The organism is Proteus genomosp. 6 (assembly GCF_040139785.1).
Taxonomy (GTDB): Bacteria; Pseudomonadota; Gammaproteobacteria; order Enterobacterales; family Enterobacteriaceae; genus Proteus.
In genome coordinates this window covers 192,157-217,998 of sequence record NZ_JBEEVJ010000006.1, presented here as the reverse complement: position 1 = coordinate 217,998, position 25,842 = coordinate 192,157, and the positions used below count along the sequence as shown (strand labels likewise).

The window sequence follows — 25,842 nt, the reverse complement described above, 5'->3', positions numbered from 1 at the left end:
AAAACTGTTAGAATAGGTGTTATTAGGTTAACCTAACAAGATTCATTCTCTTTCATCACTGTCTATACCTAGAAATGATAGTACCTATAGAGTAATAATGCCTATAGATTGACAGTATGAAAGCCCGTCATTTTTAATTTCAATCACCGTGTTATACGTTCTGGTTGTAGGAGACTACTGTTTTGACCGATTTTACATCGCTTGGTTTAAGTGAGGCGCTTCTCCGCGCTATTGATGAACAAGGGTATAAAACCCCAACCCCTATTCAACAGCAGGCGATTGAGCCGATTTTGGCGGGTAAAGACGTATTAGCGAGTGCGCAAACAGGCACAGGTAAAACAGCAGCTTTTACATTACCAATACTGGAAAAGTTATCTCAATCAGCAGTAAAAACAAAAGGTCGTCAACCAGTTAAAGCGCTGATTTTGACACCAACGCGCGAGCTTGCGGCTCAAATTGCTGAAAACGTAAAAGCGTATAGCCGTTATATTCCTATTCGCTCGTTAGTCGTTTTTGGTGGTGTGAGCATTAATCCACAAATGATGAAGTTACGTGGTGGTGTTGATGTACTGATTGCAACTCCTGGACGTTTACTCGATCTTGAACATCAAAATGCGGTTGACCTTTCTCGCGTTGAAGTTTTAGTGCTTGATGAAGCTGATCGTATGTTAGACATGGGTTTTATCCACGATATTCGCCGTGTGATCAATAAATTACCGAAAAAACGTCAAAACTTACTGTTTTCAGCGACGTTCTCTAAAGAGATCACGGGGCTTGCTAATTCACTATTAAATAACCCTGTGAGTATTTCAGTTGCGCCAAAAAACTCGGCTGCTGAATCTGTTGATCAATATGTTCATTTAGTGGATAAAAAACGTAAAACAGAGTTGTTATCACACTTAATTGGCTTAGAAAATTGGCCACAAGTGCTTATTTTTACACGTACTAAACACGGGGCGAATAAGCTTGCTGAACATTTAAATGCCGATGGTATTAAATCAGCTGCTATTCATGGCAATAAAAGCCAAGGTGCGAGAACGCGTGCTTTAGCTGACTTTAAAGACGGCAAATTAAAAGCGTTAGTAGCAACAGATATTGCGGCTCGAGGTCTTGATATCGACCAACTGCCTTATGTGGTCAATTTTGAATTACCGCAAGTGGCAGAAGATTATGTTCACCGTATTGGTAGAACGGGTCGTGCTGCTGCAACGGGTAAGGCTATTTCGCTTGTTTGTGTTGATGAACATGGTTTATTAGCTGATATTGAACGTCTATTAAAACGCGAAATTCCACGTTTAGCATTAGAAGGTTACGATCCTGATCCTTCAATTAAAGCGGCTCCTTTACATAAAAAACCAAAGAATAATGCACCGCGTAGAAGTGGTGGTCGTGCAGATATTCGCGGTAAAGATAATCGCAACAATAGTCGTAAAGAGGGCGATAGCGAAGGTAAAGAGTCTGGACGTAATAAAAGCAAAGAAAACTACCGTAATAAAGATGGCTCTCGTACCGGAAAATTAGGGCCTCGCCGTTCACGTAAAAGTGATGAAGGTAGTGATAATCAAAGCCCTTGGTCAAAAGCTAGAAAAGAGTTTTGAGGTTAAAAAGTGCGAGTTCTATTAGCGCCAATGGAGGGGGTTTTAGACCCCCTTGTGAGAGAATTACTCACTTCGATTAACGATTACGATCTCTGTATTACAGAGTTTGTACGAGTTGTAGACTCATTACTGCCAACGAAAGCGTTTTATCGCTTATGCCCTGAATTGCAGACAGAAAGCCGTACTAAAAGTGGAACTCTGGTGCGAGTGCAATTATTAGGACAACATCCACAGTGGTTGGCTGAAAATGCTTTTAGAGCTGTTTCTTTAGGCTCTTGGGGCGTTGATTTAAACTGCGGTTGCCCTTCAAAAACGGTTAATGGCAGTGGTGGTGGAGCTTCACTTTTAAAACAGCCAGAAACGATTTATCAAGCCACAAAAGCGATGCGTGATGCTGTACCTTTAGAATTGCCAGTATCAGTTAAAGTGAGACTAGGCTGGGATTCTTCAGCGTATAGCCATGAAATTGCAGATGCCGTGGCACAAGGTGGTGCAACAGAAATCACTGTTCATGGCAGAACAAAAGAAGATGGTTATAGCGCGGAAAAAATCAATTGGCAGGCCATTGGTGAGATCCGCCAAAGACTCTCTATTCCTGTGATTGCTAATGGTGAAATTTGGAACCGTGAAGACGCATTAGCCTGCTTAGCCACAACAGGTTGCGATGCGATAATGATTGGTCGTGGTGCAATGAATACCCCTAACTTAAGCCGAGTTGTAAAAGGCATAGAAGCTAGAATGCCATGGTCAGAGGTTATCCAACTATTAAAGCGCTATGTTCGTTTAGAAAAGCGCGGTGATACGACGATTTATCATGCATCACGTATTAAGCAGTGGTTTAGCTATTTACGCAAAGAGTATCCAGAAGCCGATGAGTTATTTAGGCAAATTCGAACACTAAAAACCTCGCCAGAAATCGCTGTAGCAATAGAAGCGTTGTAATTTAAAAATCATCTCATTTGATAAAAAAATAGTGCTAATTAATAAGCGCTATTTTTTTGTTTGTTAAGTCATAATCTTTCTGTTTATCTTAAATATAATGTTACTTATCTCCAATAATTGGAAAAAATAACTATTTCGACTTACACTCAATAAGTGACATTTTTAGGTATGTTGTTTATATCATGACTATTTTTAGGGGGAAATATGGGAATTATTGCTTGGATTATCTTTGGTTTGATCGCGGGTATTTTAGCGAAATTCTTAATGCCTGGCTCTTATGATATTGGTCTGATATGGACTTGTATTCTGGGTATTGTCGGTGCCGTTGTGGGTGGTGCAATTAGTAGCTTCTTTGGTAAAGGTAAAGTAGACGGATTTAATTTTGGCAGCTTTGTAGTTGCGGTTATTGGTGCCATTGTTGTGCTCTATCTTGCAAAGATATTTGCAAGTTAATACTTTCACGCCAAACAGAGAGTGATAATAAACCCGCGTAATGCGGGTTTACTTTTTTAAGGCAAAAGCTGATTAAATTAGCATTCACAAGGGAGGGCACTTTCAGCGCCCCATTGCGCCCAAGAGCCGTCATAAAGTGCAATAGATTGGCAACCGAGTACCGTTAACGCTAAAAATAAAATAGCTGCTGTCATGCCTGAGCCACAAGTAACAATGATTGGCTGTGATAAATCCACGCCTGTTTGCTCAAATATTTGCTTCAGTTCCGCATTATCTTTTAATTGCCCATCAGTCACTAATTCATTCCAAGGTACATTTTTACTGCTGGGAATATGTCCACTGCGCAAACCAGGGCGAGGTTCTGGTGCTCTACCATAAAATCTGTCTGCCGAACGAGCATCTATCATCTGTTTTTGCTTGGTATTGAGATTATCAAGAAGCTGTTGTTTATTGGCATAACGTTGAGTATGACGCTCAACCACAAAAGGCGAAGTTGCTGGCGTAGCAATGACTTCACCTTGTTGGATTTCAAATCCAGCATCAATCCAAGCTTGTAATCCACCCGCTAAAATACGCACATTGCGACAACCTAATGTCGTGAATGTCCACCAGCCTCGTGGCGCTGAAAATAAATTACCTTGATCATAAATAATGACAGTAGTGGTATTAGAAATACCTAATTGCGTCAACGTTTCTGAAAATAGTGCATCAGAAGGTAACATATGGGGGAGTGACGTGGTTTTATCGGCGACTTCATCAAGATCAAAAAAATGCGCATGTGGAATATGACGTTCAAGATAAAGTGCTGAATAGTCAATGTCTTGTGTTGGCATCGGCGCACTGACATCAAGGATCACAAGGTCGCTATTATTTTGATGTTCAAATAGCCATTGGGGCGTGACAAAGTAATCATATTCCATAGTGCAACCTCATTTATTTTGTGGAAGGTGAGCTGTCGGGTATTGCTGGAAATTGTTGTGTTGGCGATGTTTCAGGTTGAGCTTGTTTGTTTTCTATTGGTGTAGTTGAACGGGTATAAATATTTAATCCCGCAAGGAAAACGCCACCGATAGAGCCAAAAGCAAGTAGTGCGATAACAACGATAATTATTTTTTTCATAATGTTCATTTGCAGATGAATGTTGCGCAAAAGTATATCGAGATATGAGGTTGAAACAAGCGCTAAGTCTCCAGATTGAGGAAAAACACAGAATAAAGGAGAGGCTTCTATCGCGTTAAATAGGGTGAATAGAGATGTAAAAAAGGCTATTTACCTTTTATAAATAGCCTTAATTACAGTACAAGTTGTGTTAATGATTTCAATCAAAGGTTACAGTCAATGATAAGAAAAACCCCTTAAACTCAGGAGTAAATGAGTTTAAGGGAAAGGGGTAACGCAACTTAAGACTTCATTTAAAATACAACTTAATTTTTACGAGTAAAGGAACCAGAATGTCATTGCTAAGTTCACAATGGCTGCCACAGCCATAGGAATAGCGGTTCGTTTAACTATTTGGAATGGTGAAACATTCGCAATACCTGCAATGGCGACGATGGCTGCGGTAATCGGTGAAACAGTACGACCAAAGCTTGTCATAATTTGCATAGGTAGAATTAAGGTAATGACATCCACTTTTAAGAAAGCCGCAATTTTCGGTGTTAAGGCTGCAAATGAGAAGAATGCAGCATTACCAGAGCCCATTAAGAATGCCGCTAAGGCAAGAATGGCACTCATCACAAGGATCATGGCGACAACACCGAAACCTGCATCTTGAGCAGAGCTAATAAGTGTATCGACTGCACCACTTTTTAATAAACCATTAGCAAAAAACTCACCCGATACAATTAACGATACCACTAAGACAAATTGCTTACCCATTCCTTCAAAAAACAGCATAAAGCTATTCATTACGGCCTTTGCATCACGTAAACGAACATATTCAAAGAGAAGTGCAATCACTGTACTGATAACCATCGCTGTGGTGACTTCTAATTTAATATAAGGGTGTAATAAAGGACTAAAGCCAATAATGAGTACCAAAGGGATCACGGGTAATAAGGCATAAGACAGTGGAATTTTGTTTCCTTCTTCTTTAACTGCATCAATTGTTGTTGGGTCAAAAACAAATCCTTCACGTTTATCCCACCAGCGTTGAATAAAGAAATGGGTAATCGCAACAGCAATAATAATAGGAATAGTAATAGGCAACTGGTGCTGAACAAAATAAACGGCAGGTTCAATATCCGCAGTTTTTGCTGCCATAATGACGTTACCAGAGCCGGGACCATGGTCGATAAACTGGCAGCATCCAATAACCGCTAAAGCAGAAAGTGGGCTAATGCCAGAACGAATTAATATCGGATACATGGTGACCATTAATAGCATTCCCAAACCAGCATGACTTGGAATAAAAATAACCAAGATTTGGGTAACTAAAAATGAAATAACCAAAAGTAAATAAGGCGATTTAATTGCTTTTAAAGGTTTTTCAAAAATGGCAAATAAAGCACGGCTTGCGCCAACGTGTTCCATATAACGAGAGAAACCCGCAATAGCCATTAATGTTAAGCCCAGTCCCGCTAAGCGAGAACTCATAATATCCGTAAAGATTTGGAAAATATCAAAATACTTAAATTGCGTTGATTTATTTTCTGGTAGTAACGGATTAAGATCGAGAGAAGCAGTTAGGAGCAGTAGCAATAAGCCCCCGAGTAATAATACTGGCTGAGGTTTATAACCTCTAGCCAGTAGATAAACCACCAACGCGGTTACCAGCGCGGCAATGATTAAACCTGTCATAGTAAATTCCCTAGTAGTGACGCAATAATATTGTTGTTATTTATTTAATGCTGAGAACGCTTGTGTAATGTCTGCAATTAAATCCTCAGTTGCTTCAAGCCCGATATGTAAACGAACAAAAGGACCGTGGCCTTCATGCCAATCAGAAGCACTTCTTGCTCCCGCAACATTGGCAGGTAAAGCAAGGCTTTCGAATCCACCCCAAGATGCACCAATACCAAAAAGTGTAAGAGCATCAATAAATTGTTCTGATTGTTTGGCGGTATAACCTTGTTTAAATTCAATGGTTAATAAACCGTTGCTGCCTTTACAATCACGTTTCCATAAATCATGACGAGGGTGATTAGGTAATTCAGGGAACCACACTTTTTCAACTTCAGGACGTGTTTCTAGCCATTGCGCAATAGCAAGAGCAGATTTGCCATGAGCTGCAATACGCTGTCCCAGTGTTCTCATACCACGAAGCACTAATGCCGCATCATCAGGGCTGCTGGCTTGACCTAATGCTTCAGGCAATGCACCAATTTTTTCCCATGCTTTTTCATTCGCAACCATAATTCCCATCATCACATCAGAGTGGCCGCATAAATATTTAGTCGCTGCAATAACTGAGACATCAGCACCTAATTCCAGCGGGTTATAAAGCCATGCAGAGCCCCAAGTATTATCAACACCAACAGGAATATTTCTTTCATGCGCAATACGGCAGATTTCAGGTAAGTCGAGCATTTCATAAAGTAATGAACCCGGTGATTCGACAAAAATAAGCTGTGTATTGTCTTGAATTTTTTGCTCAAAATCTGAACCATCTGTTTTAAAGAAGCTATAAGCAATGTTATTGGGTTCAAGAAAAGCAGAGGCAATTTTACGCACGGGTTCATAAACAGAATCTGCAAATAAAACATGACCACCACTGCGAGCATATCCCATAATGGTCACAGCGATAGCTGCCAATCCAGTAGGGAACAGTTGAGCGCGATGGCCACCTTCTAGCTCAGTTACTAAAGCTTCCAGTGCAAAAGCGGTTTCAGTACCACGAGCGCCGTAACTCAATACGCGCTCTGTTGCACGACGATCACGGACATCACGCCAGCTTTTAATAGAATCAAAAACAATGGTGCTGGCTCTCATAACGGGTGGATTAACTGGACCTGAGGTTTTAATTTCTTGGCGTCCACTGTGTATCAGTTTTGTTTGTTTATTTTGTTTCATTATTAATATCTCCAAATATAGAAATAGAGTTCCCCGGTAATTAAATAAAACCTTTAATTACTTTTTTCTCTGCGCTTATTCTGTTTCTATTATTTATAACAAACTTATTTATTTTTAAAATAGCTCTTTTTAAAAAAAGATGATCTTCATCTAATTTTTTAGCATTAATTATTCTAATTAAATCTTAAATAACATTTAAGATTCAAAAGTTATAACTAATAAATAAAGAGTTATTTATAACATATTGAATTAATGTTATTTTTTGATTGATTAGAAATTTTTTAATTTAGATTAAAATTATCAAAGTGTTTTTTTAGAGATTATATTGCATAAATAAAATAACAATCTAACAAGTCGTTTGATTAAAAAAACGATTTTTTTATTATTCTTTTAACAGGGGAAATAATTATGGGAACCAGCGTTTTTGATTCGGTTTTATTAAAGAATTTATGGTCAACAGAAGAAATGAGAACTATTTTTTCTGATAAAACGAGAATGCAAAATTGGCTTGATTATGAAGCGGCATTAGCCATAGAACAAGCAGAATTAGGGTTGATCCCAAAAGAGGCGGCAAACGTTATTGCAGACACCGCAAAGCTTGAAAAGCTCGATATGGATTATGTATTAGAACAAGTGCGTTTGACTCGCCATCCATTAGTGCCAACTATTCGTGGTTTAGAACATGCTTGCCCTGAACATTATGGTGAATATGTTCACTTTGGGCCAACCACACAAGATGTGATTGATACAGGTCTTGTACTGCAACTTAAAGATGCTCATCATACTTTCCTTCGTGATATCAAAATATTAGGTCGTTCATTATTATCATTAAGTGAAAAACACCGAAATACCCCAATGGTAGGGCGCACATTAGCATTACAAGCACTGCCAATCACTTTTGGTCATAAAACTGCAATTTGGTTAACAGAATTAGCCCGTCATTATCAACGTCTTAAAGAAATTGAACCACGTTTATTTGTGGGAAGTGTCGTCGGAGCGGTGGGCACAAAAGCCTCTTTAAGTGATAAGGCTGATGAATTAGAAGCGCGTGTATTAAAACGTTTAGGTTTAGGTGTGCCTGAAATTTCATGGCAACCTGCACGTGATAGATTTAGCGAATACGGCATGTTGATTGGCTTAATTAGCGGTACATTAGGTAAAATTGCCAATGAAATTTTGATATTAGCACATAACGAAATTGATGAATTATCAGAGCCTTTCAGCAAAGGACAAGTCGGTTCTTCAACGATGCCTCATAAACGCAATCCAGCTATTGTTGAAAATGCCGCTTGTGTTAGCAATACCTTAAAAGCAAACCTTTCTGTTTTAACCGATATGATGAAACATCAACACGAGCGTGATGGTGCAATCTGGAAAATGGAATGGAAAATCATGCCAGAACTGTGTCTGATGCTGTCTGTTATTTTTGATAATATGAAAACAGTATTAGGCGGGTTAAATGTTCATGTTGAAAAAATGCGCAAAAATATGGATATTTTGGGTGGCTTTATGCTGGCTGAACGCGTGATGTTTGCATTATCTGATAAAGCAGGTAAACAAACGGCACATGAAATTGTGTATGAAGCATCAATGTCAGGGCAAGAAGAGGGCATTACCTTCGTAGAAGCAATTAATCGTGATACACGTATTCGTGATCATATTACGCAAGAAGAACTTGATGCTTTGTTAGATCCAACGACTTATGTGGGTAATGCACCAGCTCAGGTTGATCGCGTTGTCGCACAAACCAAAGCCTCTGGCTGGTTAAATGACTAAGTGAATTAATTACCTCCAACCTTCTTATTATCTAAAAGCCGGTGATATTGCTGGCTTTTTCTTATCAATTTCGAGGTGTTTATGACATTGAGTCAGCAGTTAGCCCAATTTATTACCACAACCACATTTTCTGATTTACCTGCTCAAGTTGTTAGCCGAGCTAAAATTCATTTATTAGATACATTAGGTGTCGCTTTGGCTGGCAGTGTGCAGCAAAGTGCAATTCAAGGACGACAAGGCGTTGCTTTTTTACCTGATAGCCAAGGTGATATCCCTATTTGGGGAAGTTCACAAACGGCAAGTACAACCGTGGCAGCTCTTGCCAATGGAATTGCAGCACATGCTTTAGATTTTGATGATACACATACCGATTCCATTACACATGGTAGTGCAGTATTAACACCGATTGCTTTTTCATTGGGTGAATCTATCGGTGCATCATCACAAGATATTTTAACGGCGTGGGTGATTGGCTGGGAAGTCGCGGCAAGAGTAGGCTTAGCAAGCCATAGTGGATTTCATCAGCGTGGTTTTCATGCCACCGCAATTGCTGGTATTTTTGGCGCAACGGCTTGTGCCGCTTCGCTATTAAAATTGACGCCTGAACAAACTGTGAATGCATTAGGGTTAACAGGAAGCCAAGCAGCAGGAGTAGCTGAATATCTTACTAATAGCTCATCTTCTAAATGCTTTCATGCGGGATGGGCTGCGCAATCAGGTATTATCGCCGCATCATTAGCAAAAGGTGGAATGACAGGCCCTGAAACAATATTTGAAGGTCGGTATAGCCTTTATCAAACCCATGGTATTCGAGAGCAAGCGCAACCAGAACAAGTAGCATTGGGATTAGGTGAAGTATGGGAATTTTTAAATGTTTCTATTAAGCCTTATCCGGTGTGCCATTTTGCTCATGCAACGGTTGATTGTGGGCGTAATTTGCTGAAAAAAGGGATCACCGCTGATGATATCGAGAGTGTCGAGTGCGTTGTCGATCCAGTAGCTGCTGCTTTGATTTGTGAGCCACCTGAAACAAAATGGGCACCTCAAACAGCTTATGGCGCTAAATTTAGTTTACCGTGGTTATTTGCTGCGGGTTTTTTAGATAATGCATTAACACTATCTTCATTATTACCTGAAAACCTCCAACGGGAAGATATTCAATCGTTAGCGAAGCGTGTAAGTTATCGTTATCCCGAAAAAGGAGAAATTCCATTTCCTACTTATTTTCCCGGGTTAATTTTCGTGACATTAAAAAATGGCGAAAAGATCACGGAGAGATTAGATATTCAGTATGGTAACCCGAAGAATCCAATGACAGATAAAGATGTGATCAGTAAGTTTTACGATAATGCATCTTTGGTGATAGAAGCTGAACAATCGGCACAATTAGTTGAGAAAATACTGCATTTCGACAATGTAACTATTTCAGAAATAACACAATTATTACGTGTTAAAAAATAGAAGGTTAAGCTGAAATAGTATAAACAAGATTATTGTGTGAAGGATTGGTTTTATTTGCCAATCCTTTATCTATTGCCTTGCACACATAAATTCAGATGTACAAACTATCTTTTCCCCAATTTTCACCGTACCTGAAAAGCTAACAATAGTGCGTCGCTGTCGGCGAAATTGGATCTCAATAACTAGCTGATCGCCTGCTTTTACCGCATCATAAAACCGAGCATTCTTTATGCTGGCAAAATAACATTGCTGATCCTCACTCATAGGTGAAAGGTAGTAATGTGCAAGAATGCCCGAAGCTTGAGCCATGCTTTCAAGAAGTAATAAAGGTGGGTAGAACTCGCCAAAAACAACGGTATCATTGGTTGTGACATTTTTGATGGCGGTTAATTTGCCACTGGCAAGCTCAGTTGGCTCAGAAATAACGCGATCAATTAATAAGAATGGATAACGATGAGGCAATATTTCCATTATTTCACTGATGGAAATGGGCATATATTTTCTCCTCGTTATGATGATAGAACAAATAGGCTTTTTACAATAAAGGTGGCTATTATTCCATTCTTATTCAATATGGTACAGTATTGAGCTATGTTTTAGCTAAGAAATTTGGGTTAAGTGGATAACAAAGACCAGAATAGGAAAAATCCAGTCTTTGTTACTTCTCATTTTTTGATGAGTTATCGAAATAATTTATTTTTTTGGTTATTCTTGTTGTAGCGTGATATCTGCATGATTAATCACTTCATTTTGTTCATTTTTCAATGAATCAAACAGAATTTGTGCCGCTTTCCCTGGGCTATTAGAATTAAAATAAAGGTTATAACGGATCGCAGGTAAAGCAGGTAAACCTTCTTTTTCGCCTAAAATACGCAAATCATCACCAGAAAGCTCAATCGAACGCGCCATAATCCCTAAACCAGCTCGTACTGCCGCTCTTGCACCAGAAAGTGTGGTTGCAATATAAGCAATTCGCCAACGAATACCTTGCTGATCAAGATGATTTATCATCATATCGCGGTAAGTGCTTGGCTCATCAAGCACCACGAGAGGTAACGGCTCATCAAGATCAAATCTAAAATGTTTTCCGCAATACCATAATGAAGGTGAAACGCGTAATACGATTTTAGGATAACCCACATGCTCTTCAGTAGAGATGGCTAAATCTAGCTCATTGTTTTCTAACATAGACATTAAAAACGGACTACGTTTAACAATAATTTCCATAATTAAGCGAGGATAAGCGCCTGAAAAACGAGCGAGAAGTTCAGGTAAAATCGTGTTTGCGGTGTCATCGGGAGAACCAATTTTTAAAATGCCGTCAATCTCTTCATGCATTAGTGAAAGGCATGCTTCATCGTTAAGGCGTAAAATACGGCGAGCGTAATTAAGCAGTTGTGTACCCGCTTCTGTCAGTGTTTTATTTCGACCTTGGCGAGCAAATAGCTCTTTTCCAAGTAGAGACTCAAGTCGTTGCATCTGTTGGCTAACGGCGGATTGTGTTCGGCAAACGGATTCCGCCGCTGCAGCAAAGGTATTTCCATCGACAACGGCGACAAAGGTTCGAAGTAAATCAAGTTCTAAGTTAAAAATAGGGCGTTTTGCGGAAGTCATTATAGATATCTCTTAACTGGTGTTGTTGTGCTTAATAAAACAAAAGAAAAATATTTTTATAAGACTATTTTGGATGTTACTCATACTATGAAGAGTTGAATGAATAATCCATAACAAAGAGCAATAATTTCGAGAAGTTATCCATTCTTTGATGAAAAAGAGAGTAAATAAAGGTAACTACTGATTTTTATACAGTGTTATGAGACAATGACGCCTTTCTTAAAATCAGTTACAGAGTGGTTATGTCCCTTTCTCAATCCGTTAAAAATCAAATAAGTCAGTGGTATAAAGCCCTACCAGAGCATATCGAAGGGTTTATTCCGCGTGCCCCACAGCGTGAAATGATTGCTGAGGTAGCTAAGACTTTTTCTGATGAAATGGGGCGCCATCTTGTTATTGAAGCCCCTACTGGGGTGGGTAAAACACTCTCTTATCTTATTCCCGGGATTGCAATTAGCCGTGATGAGAAAAAACCATTGATAATCAGTACGGCGAATGTGGCACTGCAAGATCAAATTTATAGCAAAGATCTGCCATTACTTAAAAAAATCATTCCTGATCTTACGTTCACAGGCGCTTTTGGTCGTGGCCGCTATTTATGCCCTCGCAATTTAGATGCGATTTGTACCACTGAAGGCGAGCAAATCGACTTAATGTTTTTGCTTGAAGATAAAGTGGATGTGGCGACCAGTGCAGAAAGAGAAATTTGCCAAGAGCTCAAAAATGATTTCACTAGTTTCGGCTGGGACGGATTACGCGATCACCATAAACGAGCATTAACCGATAGTTTATGGCGTAAAATCAGTACGGATAAAATGAATTGTTTAGGGCGTAATTGCCAATATTATCATCGTTGTCCTTTTTTTATTGCGCGCCGTGAAATTGATGAAGTCGATGTGGTTATTACCAATCACGCTTTAGTCATGGCAGCAATGGAAAGTGAATCCGTGTTACCTGATGCTAAAAATCTGCTTTTGGTACTTGATGAAGGGCATCATATTCCTGATGTTGCGCGAGATGCACTTGAAGTCGAAGGAGAAATAACCTTAGTTTCCCTTAATAATCAGCTTGATAATATCACTCGTCATGTTAGTCAGTATTTAGCGCAATTTATTCCTGTAAGACCGCCTAAATTGGCTGATCCTATTCGTTTTGATGCTCATATTGCTAAGTTACGTGAAGCCTATCAAGAGGTTGATACATACACGCGAGCACTATTACCAGAACGTAGTGAACAAGATGAATATCTCTTCCCGTTAGGTGAATTACCTGAACAACTTCTGTTAAGTTGCCAGACCTTATTTAAGCTAACGGATGGTTTAAAAATGCTGGGCGAAGCTATTTTAAACGATTTAACAGAACGGACAGCGAAAGAAGATGTTGTGCGTTTACATCGTGCCATTTTAACTACCAGTAGGATGGTGGGTTATTTAGAAAATATGGCGAAACTTTGGCGCTTAGCCACATTAGAGCAAACCTCAAAAGCACCAGTATCCAAATGGTTAACTCGTCGTTACGATAAAAAACAGTCGCATCTCTATTTTCATTGTGCTGGCATTCGGGTTAGTGAGCAATTGACGCAATTATTATGGAAAAATATTCCTCATGTGGTTATTACGTCTGCAACATTACGTTCATTAAATAGCTATTCTCGTATTCAAGAATTGACGGGATTAAGCGAGCAATTTGATGATCGCTTTATTACGTTGTCTTCGCCTTTTGAGCATCAAAAGCAAGGCAAACTCGTGATCCCCAAAATGCACTATGAGCCAACTATGCACCATGAACGTGAGCATTTAAAAGAGATGGCTCGTTATTTTCGCCAAGAAATGAAAGAGAATAATCATCGAGGGCAATTGGTTTTATTTAGCAGCCAACGTGCAATGGATGGTTTTTTAGAAGAAGTGAAAGATTTGCGTTTATGCTTATTAGTACAAGGGGATCAGCCACGCTATCGATTAGTTGAAACACATTGCAAGCGTATTGATGCGGGTGATAATAGTGTATTAATTGGCTTACAATCTTTTGCTGAAGGTCTAGATTTAAAAGGTGATTACTTAACGCAGGTACATATCCATAAAATTGCCTTTCCTCCGGTGACTGATCCGGTGATTGTAACTGAGGGAGAGTGGTTAAAATCACTCAAACGCTATCCTTTCGAAGTGCAAAGCTTACCCAGTGCATCGTTTAATTTAATTCAGCAAGTTGGGCGCCTTATTCGTAGTCATCACTGTCATGGTGAAATTGTCATTTATGACAGACGTTTATTAACAAAAAACTACGGTTCACGCTTATTAACTGCACTGCCAGTTTTTCCAATTTATCAACCAGATATGCCTAAAGAGAAGTGATTTTATATTATATTATAGAGATTTTACTTTTGTTAGTGATTTATGCTTCTCTAACTTACTTTGATATATTTATTAATGTGTTATTAATAAATATAGGCTATTTACTATAATTTTTTATTCTTAATAAAAGAAAAATTGTTTTTTTTGTTTAAAATAATACAAGTCATCTTATGGTTAAATATATTTAATAATTTCGTTTTATTTTTATTTAAGGTTCCATCTGGTATTATTAACTTGTATTTTTTATGAATCTTATTAATGATTAAAAAATAAAAATATCTTATATTTAAAATTAAATAATTATTTTACATAAATTAATGTAATTATAACAAAATAAACAATTATATTGTAATGCTCTTATTTTTATTAATTTAGAAAAAGTGAATACTTTATTTAGAAATTATCAGCCTGATGTTTTTTTAAATTATTTATTTTATATTAAATAGTATGCGATAATCTTTTTTTATTTAGTTAAGATAAATGCTCAATAAATTTATAAAAAATAACATCCGTTTTAACTATATGATTTGTTTTAATTTTTTGTATTGATTTTCTCGTTTTTTTATAGAGTTATTTTTATTGTTTTATTTCTATTTTGATATGTATCAATAAAATTAAATATATTTAATTAATAAGGTTGTAAGCTGTTTTTTTTTAATTTCTCTTCAGTACAATATATCTCATAAACACCCTATCACTTATTGAATTAAAAAATCTCTCCTGATTTTCTTAAATGAAACGATGATTGCTGATAGGGTGTTTTTTCTCAAATAAACTAGGTTCTTTAAGGTTAATACTTATTTTAAGTATTGATCTTTTTATTAATAAAATCATATAAATATATTTAACAAAAATAAGTTTTAATCCTTTATATATTACTACTTTTAAACGGTAGTTTTATTTATATATTAAAGCAGGAGCATTGTAAAAAATGAAATCTATTCTCCCTACAAAAGAAGAGAGTGACGAGAAATTATTATCTCGACGTTCTTTCTTTTCATTTGCTGGAAAGATGAGTCTTGCGGCAGGGGTAACCGCTGTAACGGCGGGATGTGATGGTAATATTTCTGGAGGTACTGGCTGGGTTCCCGAGCAATACAATGCAAAAGGTACTTTTCCTGTACAAGTCCGAGGCCGAATTCCTATTGATCCTAATAATGTGGCAATTTGTCGTGATGATAAAAAATGCATTTTATGTGGTCAATGTGTTGAGGTGTGTGAAAAAGTACAAACGGTGATGGGAAATTACGATTTACCGTTAATTGATAGCGTTCCTTGTATTGATTGTGGGCAATGTACGCTTTGGTGTCCAACAGGTGCGATAACAGAAGTTGATGATACGGATAAGGTGATTAGGGCGTTATTAGATCCAACACTGCATGTTGTTGTTCAAACTGCGCCCGCTACGCGCGTTGCTTTGGGTGAAGAGTTTGGTATGCAACCGGGTAAGGATATTGAGTTACTGCAAGTTGCTGCACTGAGAAAACTGGGTTTTGATAAAGTTTTTGATACGAACTTTTCTGCTGATCTGACCATTATGGAAGAAGCGACAGAATTACTGCAACGAATTCAAAATAATGGCGTATTACCACAATTTACATCGTGCTCGCCGGGTTGGGTTAAATTCTGTGAAATGTTTTATCCTGAATTAATACCTAATTTATCTTCAGCAAAATCACCCATGACAATGTTGGGAACGATGATAAAAACCTATTATGCCAAAGAGCAAAATATCGATCCTACCAAAATTGTCTCTGTTGCCATTATGCCATGTACCGCTAAAAAATCAGAAGCGGCACGCCCTGAAATGAATGGCGCTAGCGTGTTATGGGAAAAACCTGATCTTCGTGATGTTGATATCGTGCTAACAACAAGAGAGCTCGCCAGATTAATTAAAAGTCACAATATCGATTTAACGTCTCTTCAACCCGCAAATTATGATCGCTTAATGTCTGAATACAGTGGTGCTGGTGCTATTTTCGGCGTGACAGGGGGCGTGATGGAAGCGGCGGTCAGAACCAGTTACTACTTTATTACAGGTGAAAGACCACCAGAGCCTTTATTTAATTTGCAACCTGTACGTGGATTAGAAGGTATTAAAGAAGCCGCTCTGGATATTCCGGGAGTGGGGGAAATTCGCGTGGCAGTTTGCTCTGGTATGGGAAATGCGCGTCCTGTCTTAGAAGCAATTCAAAAAGGGGAAAAACAGTGGCACTTCGTTGAATTTATGGGATGTCCTGGTGGGTGTATTGCGGGAGGAGGACAGCCTCGTTCGGCATTACCGCCTTCTGATGAAATACGTGCTTTACGCATGAAAGCGCTTTATAGCAAAGATGAACGCGCCACAATCCGCTTGAGTTATGAAAACAGTGAAATTCAAAGTATCTATAAACAATTTTTAGGTGAACCTTGTGGTGAACGTGCTCATCAATTGCTTCATACGCATTACCAAGATCGCAGTATTCATTTTAACAAAAAGAAAGCTTAAAGATTGAGGAAACACATTATGTCTAAAGGTGTATTAGTCGATCTTACAAAGTGTATCGGCTGCGGTAGTTGTACAGTTGCATGCAAAATGTACAACGAAAATAAATGGATAGAAGACAGACAACCCACAAGTGGTGAGAATGCCAAACTCGCGGATGAAAACTGGACAGTTATCAAAACAGTCACGGTTGAGAAAGAAGATAAAGCGGTTTGGCGTTATGTTAAAGAGCAATGTTTTCACTGTATTGATCCCGCTTGTGCTTCAGCATGTTTTGCAAAAGCCTTCCAAAAAACACCCGCAGGGCCAGTGGTTTATTATCCTGATCTCTGTGTGGGTTGCCGATATTGCATGGTGGCATGCCCGTTTGATATTCCTAAATATGAGTGGGAAAAGTCACTTCCTTATGTCACTAAATGCATGATGTGCTCATCTCGTGTGGAAGAAGGGCAATCTCCCGCATGTGTTGCAGTATGTCCTACTCAAGCCTTGGTATTTGGTGAGCGACAAACCTTATTAGAAAAAGCCAGAGAAACCATCACGAATAATCCAGAATATGTTCAACATATTTATGGTGAGAAAGAAGTAGGGGGGACTGAATGGCTCTATATTTCTGATGTGCCATTTGAACAGCTTGGCTTTAAAACGGGATTAACGGAAAAACCACTCTCTTCTTATACCTCTGATTTTATGAAATATACGCCGATAGCAGGCGCTACTTGGGCTGTGATTTTGGGTGGTATTGCCATGTTTAATCACAGAAAAGATAAAGTGAGCCGCGATGAGCAATCCCATCAGCATCTAGATCATAACCAGAATAGTACTGATGAAGAAACAAGGAGATCAGAATGAGTGTTATCGATAATTCTACCCACTTTGGTAAGTGGCGTTTTCCTATGACACCAGTGCGCTGGGTGCTTGTTGCTATCAGTTTGATTGCCGTAGGGCTTATCTTATTTCGCTTAGTCACAGGATTGGGATTAGTGACCAATCTTAATGATGAATGGCCTTGGGGGCTTTGGATCTCTTTTGACGTGATGTGCGGTGTGGCGTTAGCTGGGGGCGGGTATGGTACTGCGTTAATTGTTTACGTATTTAAACAAGAACAATTTTCAAGTATTGCTCGAAGTGCAGCATTAACGTCATTAATTGGTTATTTATTGGTGATGGTCGGGCTTTTCCTTGATATCGGGCAGTGGTGGAATTTCTGGCGTCCATTAGTTTCTCAAGGGCATAGCTCAGTGCTTTTTGAAGTCTTTATTTGCGTCTCTGTTTATACCAGTGTGCAATTAATTGAATTTGGAGAAGTGGCAACTGAACGAGTTGGACGAAAATACCATAATTTTTTCCGTAAAATATTACCAGTATTGTTAGTCATTGGTATTGCAATTCCATCAATGCATCAATCATCACTTGGGGCGCTTTATTTATTAATGGTCGATAAACTGCATCCATTATGGTGGTCGCCAATTATTTTCTTCCAATTTTTAATTTCGTCGTTTTTTGTTGGCCCTGCAATGATCGCAGTTGAAACTGCATTAGCAGGCCGAGCGTTTAATCACAAAGTGCCAATGTCGGTATTAAGCGGATTAGTTCGAATTTCAGGTTATGCAATGCTGGTTTATTTAGCGTTGAAATTCGGCAGTATTATTGCAGAAGGTAAAGTGCATTACCTTTTCGAAGGCAGCTTTGAATCTTTATTCTTTTGGATTGAAGTTGGTTTTGGCGTTATTGTGCCGTTAATTATCTGCTTCTCACCATTAATAAAACGTCGTGGCTGGCTGGTAACCTTTGGTGCGCTAGTCGCTTCGGGGGTTATTTTAAACCGTTATAACGTTGTGGTGACAGGTATGGTGACATCAACGGGTGTCTCTTATTGGCCATCGCTACCAGAATTAACTATCACTCTTGGTCTAGTTTCAATGGGAGCGCTCGCTTATTTATTTATCTGTGAAAACTTCCGTATTATTGAACATGAAGACGACAAACATTAATTAACTTAATGCCCAATTTAATTGGGCATTTTTTATAAATAAAAACAAGAAAATACTCTTTTTTATTCTTTTATTAATGATAAATAGAACGATAAATATGCCTATTTTAAAAAAATCCTTGTGGTTTATTTCATCCTCTTTGCTTTCGATTACACCAATATTGAGTTATTCCCAAGCGAATGAAAATAAATCAGAACATATTATTGTCAGTGGACAAAAAGAAGGTCATTCGTCAAATCGTATTTATAACATTGAAGCTGAAAAAATAAGCAATATAGCAGGGGGAACTAATTTAATTACGGTTGATCATGAAAATCGCTTATTAACGTTGAATGATGCCTTAAAGGATCAACCTGGTATCGTGATACAAAGTTTATTTGGTGGATTAGATCAACCTCGTTTAAGTATTCGAGGCTCAGGTGTTCAAAGTGCGCCACTTTCTAGAGGGGTATTATTACTCCAAGACGGACTACCTCTTAATGAAGCCGATGGTAGCTTTCACTCAAGTATGATTGATGTACGAGATGCACAATTTATTAGCATTCGCCGCGGTGCAAATAGTACACAATTGCAAAGCAATAACTTAGGGGGAGAGCTTGATTTTATCACCTATACAGGACGAAATAATCAAAATCAATTGCGCTATGAGCAAGGTTCTTTTGGACGTCAAGGTCTACAAATGGCGTTAGGCGGTTATAGTGATGATCATCCTATTGATGCCAGAATAAGTCTAAGTTATGACCATTATGATGGGTATCGAGAGCACTCAGCTTCTCAACGTAAAACAATGCGCTCAACACTCGGGTATACTTCAGACAACTTTGAAAATAGAACATGGATTAATTGGACTGATCTGCGTTTTGATGTTCCTGGCCCAGCAACCTTACAAATGGTTGAGAATGATCCTAAAGCGGTATTACCTGCAATTAAGAAAAAAGATCCCCATAGAAATGTCGAACAATTACGTATAGCCAATAAATCGACATGGAATAGTGGTGCTCACGATATTCAATTTGGATGGTGGTATTCACAAACACATGATAATTTCAAAACACCCAGTCATTACCAATTTGTGAATTACTATACTAAAGGTGCTCAATTTAATTATAAATTAGAAACTCAGCATATTAGTTATCGTGCCGCGTTAGCTTGGGATCACTCGATAATGAAAGATGATATCGAGAAAAATCCCAAAGGCTGGCTAGGACGATATGATGGACGAGCTGAAAATATCTATGCGTCTTTAGGGGCGGGTATACATATTAGTAACAGTGTGTTGTTTAATCTGGATGTAAAAGGAACTCATGCGAAAAGAGATGTATTTTCGAGCCATAATTCTCTTGAACAGTCCTTTAATTTCTTAACACCTAAAGTTGGGCTGATTTGGTATCCTAATTACAATGCACGCTTATTTGCTAATGTCAGTATGAGCCAAGAGCCGGCTTCCTTTAATGATATTATTAATCCTAAAGCGCCGTTAAATAAGGTTAATCTGTTAAAACTTTCACCTCAAAAAGCAACCAGTTTTGAAATTGGTAGTGATATTGAATTAACAGATAATATCAGTTTAAGTACGGTGCTTTATCGCAGTTTTATTAAAGATGAATATATTACATCCCACGATCAAAATGGGAATATTGTTGATATTTATAATTATCCTGCAAAAACTCGCCATCAAGGTGTTGAATTCAGTATCAATGCGATTCAACCGCTTCGTGTTGGTGATTTTCTCTATCGCGCAACATGGACGTATAATGATTTTCGTTTTATGGGCGGGGAATATAATCGAAAATATATTGCAGGTATTCCTAGAAACCTTATTTCGGGTGAAATTAACTATCAATTAAATGGATTGAGATTTGGTCCTACACTGTATTGGTCACCCACAAATGTTGCTGTTGATCATGGTAACCATCTTAATATTCAAAAGAGTAAACCTTATGCATTATTAGGATTTAATGCACATTATCAATATGATAATCAGTGGTCTACTTATTTGAATTTAGACAATATTACGAATAAACGCTATGCAGCAAGCACTTTGGCCAATCCAACAGTGAAAAAGAATGATGCCTTACTTTTCCCTGGGAATGGTTTTAGTGTTAATGCGGGTGTGGTGTATACATTTTAATTCAATCAGAAAATAGACAAAGGCTACCTTACATGGCAGCCTTTTTTATATTAATCACGTCTCTTTACACGTAGATTAATTTTCAATATTGGCTTCAATAAACCATAGGAATTTATCAAGATCACGCGATGCAGCAGTAAACATATCGGCGGTATCTTCGTCTTCAACTTCGTCAATGGCTTTACGAATATCATTAGCAACAACAGCATAACGATCAGCCAGTGCTTTTAGGTGATCTTGCACATCATGAATATCCAGTGGATAAGCTTTCAGTGGTGTTTTTTTACCGACAACTTGCGCGGTGCCTAATACTGTGCCACCTAACTGAACAATACGCTCTGCGAACTCATCAGTGTGCTGATTAATGGTATCGCGGAAGCCATCAACCATCTCATGAACAGAAATAAAGTTTCTGCCACGCATATTCCAGTGCGCTTGTTTTGTGATGAGAGATAGGTCGATAAACTGCGTCACCATCTGTTGCAATAATTCAATAGCGTGCAGTTTTACGCTGTCATCGAGGTTATTACGGGTATAAAGCAGAGTTGAAGGTGTGGATTTGACTAATTTAGCAGTACTCATAATCGTTCTCCCTAAATAATTAATAACTCAATATCTTAATTTCTGTTAATGATGATAGTGAATTATTAATGGTTAGTCTTATCGATTGATACTATTAAATTGATAGGTCATCTATTAAAAAAATCTAATCTATCGAAATAGTCTATTTAGGGTAAGACAATGAGCGCAAAATAGCAATGATAGGTCAGTAAAGTTATTATTGAATAAGAAAAAAGGATCATAAGATCCTTTTTAAATAAATATTTATTTCTTATAAGAAAATACGGTTAAGTAATTATTTAACCTCTTCAATTTTGGTTTTATTTTTCATGGTTGCTGTTGAACCTATAGAGGCTAATACAATAAAGGCAAGGGCAATCCATTGAATTAGTGTCAAATGTTCGTGTAAGAAAATAATACCAATAAAGGCACCCATACAAGGCTCTAAGCTCATTAGAGTACCGAACGTTTTAGCGGGTAAACGTGTAAGCGCAATCATTTCTAAGGTGTAAGGAAATGCAGTTGATAAAATTGCAATGGCTAATGCAACTGGTAAAATTGACCAGCTAAACATAATGTCAGGGCTACTTTGTAACATACCAATAGGAACGAAAATAAAGGCAGCCACTAATGAGCCAATTGAAACTGTTGCCGCACCGTAGCCTTTACCTGCACGTTGTCCGAATACAATATATAGCGCCCAACCTACACCAGCACCCAGTGCATAAAGAATACCTAGAGGATCTAATCCATGAATATTATCGCCAATAGGTAGCAATAATCCTAAGCCTGCAATGACTAAAATTATCCATAAAAAGTCGATGGCTCTGCGTGATGAAAACATAGCAACAGCTAAAGGGCCTGTAAATTCAAGGGCAACAGCAATTCCTAAAGGAATAGTTTCAAGAGCAAGGTAGAAAAGGTAATTCATTGCTCCTAAAGATAAACCATATAGAAACAGTGGCATAATTGATTTTCGAGTAAATTTGAGTCGCCACGGTTTAAAAATAAAAAAGAGGATCAAAGTACCCAATAATAGACGTAACGCCGTTACAGCTGGGGCACCAATAACAGGAAATAGGCTTTTAGCAAGGGATGCGCCGCTTTGAATTGAAAGCATGGAGAGAAGCAAAAGAAGCACAGGGTAAAACACCTGTAATTTAGCTGAGTGTCTGGCTGACAACATCCTATAAAACCTCGTCAATAATCAATCGTTATGTGTTCTCTGTTAGCAGATAACAAAGGATCGCATAATATAAAATAAAATCACCGACTTTAATATAGCTACTCATTAATAAATATTTTTTATTTTAATTTAGTTGAGTGCGATTAGCTAAAATATAACTTAATTTATTTTTAATAAAATAAAAAATGACGTCTCATAAATATAAGCATTAATAATGATTAAATATATATGTGAAATAAAAAGCGTAAAAACACTTTTTTTAACCTTTTTTATTAAAAATACCTTCAGTATAATTCCAAGCTCGATTTAACTAGCTAAAAGAGAATAAAGAAATGAGTAAAATAAAATCTATCGCAGTGTATTGTGGTTCTAGTTTAGGCGCTTCACCTATTTATAAAGAACAAGCAATTATTTTTGCCAAAGAGCTAGTTAAACGTAATATTACCTTAGTTTATGGTGGTGCCAGTGTCGGTATTATGGGCACTCTCGCTGATACTGTATTAGCTGAAGGCGGAAAGGTGATAGGGGTTATTCCTACACTATTAGAAGGGCGTGAAATATCGCATAAAAATCTGACCGAACTGCATGTTGTTGAAACAATGCATCAACGTAAAAATAAAATGATAGAACTGGCTGGTGGTTTTGTCGCTTTACCCGGTGGTTTCGGTACATTAGAGGAGTTTAGTGAAGTCTTTACATGGAGCCAAATTGGTTTGCACCAAAAACCATTGGGCATACTTAATATTAATCAATTTTACGATCCGCTTTTGATGATGATTGATAAAATGGTGGATGAACAATTCCTACATGAAAAATATCGCCATATGGCGATTGTGGAACAATGCCCTATTCAATTATTAGATAAATTTGAAACATATATTGCACCTCCAGTAAAAACCTATAACAAATAAAGGTAAAAAATGGTAATCATAAGAAAAGCAATATTGTCTGATGTAGAAGAAATTAATACTCTTTATATCCATTTATTTGATGAAATGGCAACATTACAGCCAGAAAGATTAAAGCCGGGTAAGCAAGATGAAGCATTTATTATTAATGGAATAAAAAATAATAAGTTTCATCTTTTGGTTGCAGATTTAGATGGCAAAGTGGTTGGATTTAGCATAGCGCAAATTCAAGAAACACCTATGTTTAACTGCTTGGTTCAACGTAAATATGCTTATATTTACGATATTGTTACTGATCCTACGGTACGTAGCCAAGGCGTAGGCCGTTTATTGTTGACCGCAATGAAAGAGTGGGCAAAATCAGAAAAAATGACGCATCTCGAATTGTCTGTATTAGCTGAAAATGGTGCCGCTAAACGTTTTTATGAGCGAGAAGGATTAAAAGAAGTCAGCACAATGATGGGAATTGCTTTATAATTTTATTAAATCTATCTTATTTTTCATAAGATTAAGTGCGATGATAAAAATAAACCCGCTTTTTAAGCGGGTTTATTAATTATATTATTCAGCTAAATTGTGGGTTTCCCCGCAATGATCGTACACAATACCCTGACATTTTCAACATCTTCTGCCGATATTTCAAACAGGTTTCTATCTAATACGATTAAATCGGCAAATTTTCCGACTTCTAATGATCCAATTTGTTTATCCATATCTAATGCTTGAGCGGCATTAATGGTAGCAGCACGTAGGACTTCAATTAACGTAAGGTTACGATCATTATCAAGGCGTGGGCTTGCTGCATCTTTTTGGCGAGTCATCGCAACTTTAAAATCGTACCATTCATTAAGTGGGTCAATTGGCCAATCGCTACCAAAAGCAACAGTAACGCCAGCATCAATAAACTTGCCAGCAGTCTCTAAATAGTCACAGCGAGATTTACCTAGCATTTCAATATCTTTTTCGATATTGCTCTGTTCTGCTGCTGCCCATTGGAAGGAGAGGAAAGGGAAGGCTTTTAGTTGTGTAAAACGGGCATAATCTTTTTCACACATCAATTCATTATGTGCAAGCCCCGGTCTTATGTCTTTTTCAGGTAAGGCTTTGCGCATTGCACTAATAGCATCAAGTGCCGTACTAATTGCACCTTCAGCAACAGTATGAATATGAGGGTGATAACCCGCACGGGCAATTTCTGTGACTAACGGTGTTAAAATTTCAGGTGAGAAATAGAGATCGCCAATATGTTCAGAGTCTTGCCAGTGTGGCGTATCATCAGTGCCAACGTTAATACGATAAGGTGAGTGCAAGCGCGCTGTCATAATCGGCGCTTGTAATACACCATCAAGGAAAAGTTTGATATGGCGGATCGCAACACTGGGTTGAGCACCTTCGCTGATTTGATGCCATTGCGAAAAGCGAGTGACAGCATGGCATACAGCGTTTGGAATATCCTCAATACAAGGTACATCATCTGGCGTGATTTCAACGGCATTCTCTATGCGCAGGGTTAATTCACCTGCTTGTCTTAACGTGTTGAAGGCGCGTAATTGAGGCTCACCCACACGAGCATCCATAATCGTGGTTACGCCTTGTTCATTTAATAATCTTTGAACATGGCGAGCTATTTGTAAATTTTGATCTTCAGTTAATGGGGGCAAGCTATCAATGGCTTGCATTGCTGGCGCATCTTCAAGAATGCCAATCGGTGTTCTATCACCATCACGTTCAATATTTCCATCAGGTGGATCGGGCGTTTCAGTGGTGATATTTAACAGTTCTAAAGCGCGAGAATTAGCAAGAACACTATGACAATCGCTAGAAAAGAGCAAAATAGGGCGAGTCGTATTTAAGGTATCAAGGTGATAACGTGTCATTTGCACACCTTCAGGTTGCATACCTTCACGATACCATGCGGAAACTTTTAACCATTCGGTATCACTATCAATAAAGTTTTCATCAAGGTATTTCTGAATACGTAATAAAATGTCATCGATAGAGAGTGATTGATAATCAAGATGGCAACCCGCTAGTGTTGCGCCTCCCCAGAATGGGTGCATATGTGCATCAATAATGCCCGGCATGACCATTCTTCCCTGTAAATCAATCTGCTCAGTATTTTCATTACAGTAAGAAAGTAACCCCTCTTTTTTACCTGAAGCAATAATCACACCTTGGCTGATCGCGATAGCATCAACAATAGTGTCATTATGATCAGCGGTATAAATAAGTCCGTTGTAATAGAGAGTGTCTGCAATTTGAAATGTCATTCTTCTACCTTGTATTGCTTTTTTAGCACGTAGAATGCGTGCTTAAATGATTATTTTGTTTATAGGGCATCCTGTTGCGTTTTGACGCGGGCGGTCATAGT

Annotated in this window: 21 protein-coding genes; 12 read left to right on the top strand and 9 right to left on the bottom strand. The window is 38.1% G+C overall.

What is annotated here, in order from left to right:
- Nucleotides 1–182 precede the first annotated feature (182 nt).
- The 3 genes from rhlE to ABN212_RS10010 all read left to right on the top strand — a co-directional run bounded on the left by rhlE (nucleotide 183) and on the right by ABN212_RS10010 (nucleotide 2,993).
- A complete protein-coding gene (gene rhlE / locus ABN212_RS10020) occupies nucleotides 183–1,598 on the top strand; it encodes an ATP-dependent RNA helicase RhlE (RefSeq protein WP_196534301.1) in 1,416 nt (471 codons plus the stop codon).
- A 9-nt stretch (nucleotides 1,599–1,607) separates the two neighbouring features.
- Entirely contained in the window at nucleotides 1,608–2,540 is a 933-nt protein-coding gene (gene dusC, locus ABN212_RS10015) for a tRNA dihydrouridine(16) synthase DusC (RefSeq protein WP_198620445.1), read from the top strand.
- A 204-nt stretch (nucleotides 2,541–2,744) separates the two neighbouring features.
- Nucleotides 2,745–2,993: a GlsB/YeaQ/YmgE family stress response membrane protein gene (locus tag ABN212_RS10010; RefSeq protein WP_075672760.1), complete on the top strand. Its 249-nt coding sequence runs from the start codon at nucleotides 2,745–2,747 to the stop codon at nucleotides 2,991–2,993.
- Between the two features lie 77 nt (nucleotides 2,994–3,070).
- On the opposite strand, the gene sseA is transcribed toward ABN212_RS10010, so the two are convergent.
- From sseA to metC, 4 genes are all read right to left on the bottom strand, one after another.
- Nucleotides 3,071–3,913: a 3-mercaptopyruvate sulfurtransferase gene (gene sseA, locus ABN212_RS10005; RefSeq protein ID WP_349443175.1), complete on the bottom strand. Its 843-nt coding sequence runs from the start codon at nucleotides 3,911–3,913 to the stop codon at nucleotides 3,071–3,073.
- Between the two features lie 13 nt (nucleotides 3,914–3,926).
- On the bottom strand, nucleotides 3,927–4,112 hold the full coding sequence (locus tag ABN212_RS10000; RefSeq protein WP_100159496.1) for a hypothetical protein: 186 nt from the start codon (nucleotides 4,110–4,112) through the stop codon (nucleotides 3,927–3,929).
- A gap of 312 nt (nucleotides 4,113–4,424) precedes the next feature.
- Nucleotides 4,425–5,792, bottom strand: a complete 1,368-nt coding sequence (dcuC, locus tag ABN212_RS09995; protein WP_109373446.1) for a C4-dicarboxylate transporter DcuC — start codon at nucleotides 5,790–5,792, stop codon at nucleotides 4,425–4,427.
- A 36-nt stretch (nucleotides 5,793–5,828) separates the two neighbouring features.
- Complete coding sequence (gene metC, locus ABN212_RS09990) at nucleotides 5,829–7,004, bottom strand: cystathionine beta-lyase (RefSeq protein WP_198620447.1); 1,176 nt, start codon at nucleotides 7,002–7,004, stop codon at nucleotides 5,829–5,831.
- A 408-nt stretch (nucleotides 7,005–7,412) separates the two neighbouring features.
- Here metC and purB point away from each other — a divergent pair, with 408 nt between their 5' ends.
- Nucleotides 7,413–8,780 (top strand): adenylosuccinate lyase, encoded by a 1,368-nt coding sequence (gene purB / locus ABN212_RS09985; protein ID WP_160230094.1) that lies wholly within the window; start codon nucleotides 7,413–7,415, stop codon nucleotides 8,778–8,780.
- 81 nt (nucleotides 8,781–8,861) lie between these two features.
- A complete protein-coding gene (locus ABN212_RS09980; protein ID WP_198626141.1) occupies nucleotides 8,862–10,241 on the top strand; it encodes an MmgE/PrpD family protein in 1,380 nt (459 codons plus the stop codon).
- A gap of 69 nt (nucleotides 10,242–10,310) precedes the next feature.
- On the opposite strand, the gene fabZ is transcribed toward ABN212_RS09980, so the two are convergent.
- Complete coding sequence (gene fabZ / locus ABN212_RS09975) at nucleotides 10,311–10,736, bottom strand: 3-hydroxyacyl-ACP dehydratase FabZ (protein WP_198620449.1); 426 nt, start codon at nucleotides 10,734–10,736, stop codon at nucleotides 10,311–10,313.
- 210 nt (nucleotides 10,737–10,946) lie between these two features.
- The gene (locus tag ABN212_RS09970) at nucleotides 10,947–11,855 is read right to left on the bottom strand and encodes a LysR family transcriptional regulator (protein WP_109373451.1); all 909 of its coding nucleotides are present in this window, start codon (nucleotides 11,853–11,855) and stop codon (nucleotides 10,947–10,949) included.
- 242 nt (nucleotides 11,856–12,097) lie between these two features.
- Between ABN212_RS09970 and dinG the strand changes: the two genes are divergently transcribed.
- The 5 genes from dinG (at nucleotide 12,098) to ABN212_RS09945 (ending at nucleotide 20,816) form a co-directional block, all read left to right on the top strand.
- A complete protein-coding gene (dinG, locus tag ABN212_RS09965; protein ID WP_349443174.1) occupies nucleotides 12,098–14,206 on the top strand; it encodes an ATP-dependent DNA helicase DinG in 2,109 nt (702 codons plus the stop codon).
- Between the two features lie 931 nt (nucleotides 14,207–15,137).
- Nucleotides 15,138–16,694: a [FeFe] hydrogenase, group A gene (locus ABN212_RS09960; protein ID WP_109373453.1), complete on the top strand. Its 1,557-nt coding sequence runs from the start codon at nucleotides 15,138–15,140 to the stop codon at nucleotides 16,692–16,694.
- 18 nt (nucleotides 16,695–16,712) lie between these two features.
- Nucleotides 16,713–17,543, top strand: coding sequence for a 4Fe-4S dicluster domain-containing protein (locus tag ABN212_RS09955; RefSeq protein WP_198620457.1), 831 nt, complete (start codon nucleotides 16,713–16,715; stop codon nucleotides 17,541–17,543).
- Entirely contained in the window at nucleotides 17,540–18,685 is a 1,146-nt protein-coding gene (nrfD, locus tag ABN212_RS09950) for an NrfD/PsrC family molybdoenzyme membrane anchor subunit (protein ID WP_109373455.1), read from the top strand. Before ABN212_RS09955 ends, nrfD begins: the two co-directional genes overlap by 4 nt.
- Before the next feature lie 97 nt (nucleotides 18,686–18,782).
- Nucleotides 18,783–20,816 carry a TonB-dependent receptor domain-containing protein gene (locus ABN212_RS09945; protein WP_198626143.1) on the top strand — a complete coding sequence of 678 codons (2,034 nt, stop codon included), beginning with the start codon at nucleotides 18,783–18,785 and terminating at the stop codon, nucleotides 20,814–20,816.
- Nucleotides 20,817–20,891: 75 nt separating this feature from the next.
- On the opposite strand, the gene dps is transcribed toward ABN212_RS09945, so the two are convergent.
- Nucleotides 20,892–21,398 carry a DNA starvation/stationary phase protection protein Dps gene (gene dps / locus ABN212_RS09940; protein WP_100159508.1) on the bottom strand — a complete coding sequence of 169 codons (507 nt, stop codon included), beginning with the start codon at nucleotides 21,396–21,398 and terminating at the stop codon, nucleotides 20,892–20,894.
- Nucleotides 21,399–21,672: 274 nt separating this feature from the next.
- On the bottom strand, nucleotides 21,673–22,563 hold the full coding sequence (gene rhtA / locus ABN212_RS09935) for a threonine/homoserine exporter RhtA (RefSeq protein WP_100159509.1): 891 nt from the start codon (nucleotides 22,561–22,563) through the stop codon (nucleotides 21,673–21,675).
- A gap of 332 nt (nucleotides 22,564–22,895) precedes the next feature.
- Here rhtA and ABN212_RS09930 point away from each other — a divergent pair, with 332 nt between their 5' ends.
- Together ABN212_RS09930 and ABN212_RS09925 are read left to right on the top strand one after the other, a co-directional pair.
- Entirely contained in the window at nucleotides 22,896–23,474 is a 579-nt protein-coding gene (locus tag ABN212_RS09930; protein WP_349443173.1) for a TIGR00730 family Rossman fold protein, read from the top strand.
- Nucleotides 23,475–23,483: 9 nt separating this feature from the next.
- Nucleotides 23,484–23,948: a GNAT family N-acetyltransferase gene (locus ABN212_RS09925; protein ID WP_198620459.1), complete on the top strand. Its 465-nt coding sequence runs from the start codon at nucleotides 23,484–23,486 to the stop codon at nucleotides 23,946–23,948.
- Nucleotides 23,949–24,040: 92 nt separating this feature from the next.
- Here ABN212_RS09925 and ABN212_RS09920 read toward each other — a convergent pair whose 3' ends face one another.
- Nucleotides 24,041–25,741, bottom strand: coding sequence for an amidohydrolase (locus tag ABN212_RS09920; RefSeq protein ID WP_349443172.1), 1,701 nt, complete (start codon nucleotides 25,739–25,741; stop codon nucleotides 24,041–24,043).
- Nucleotides 25,742–25,842 lie beyond the last annotated feature (101 nt).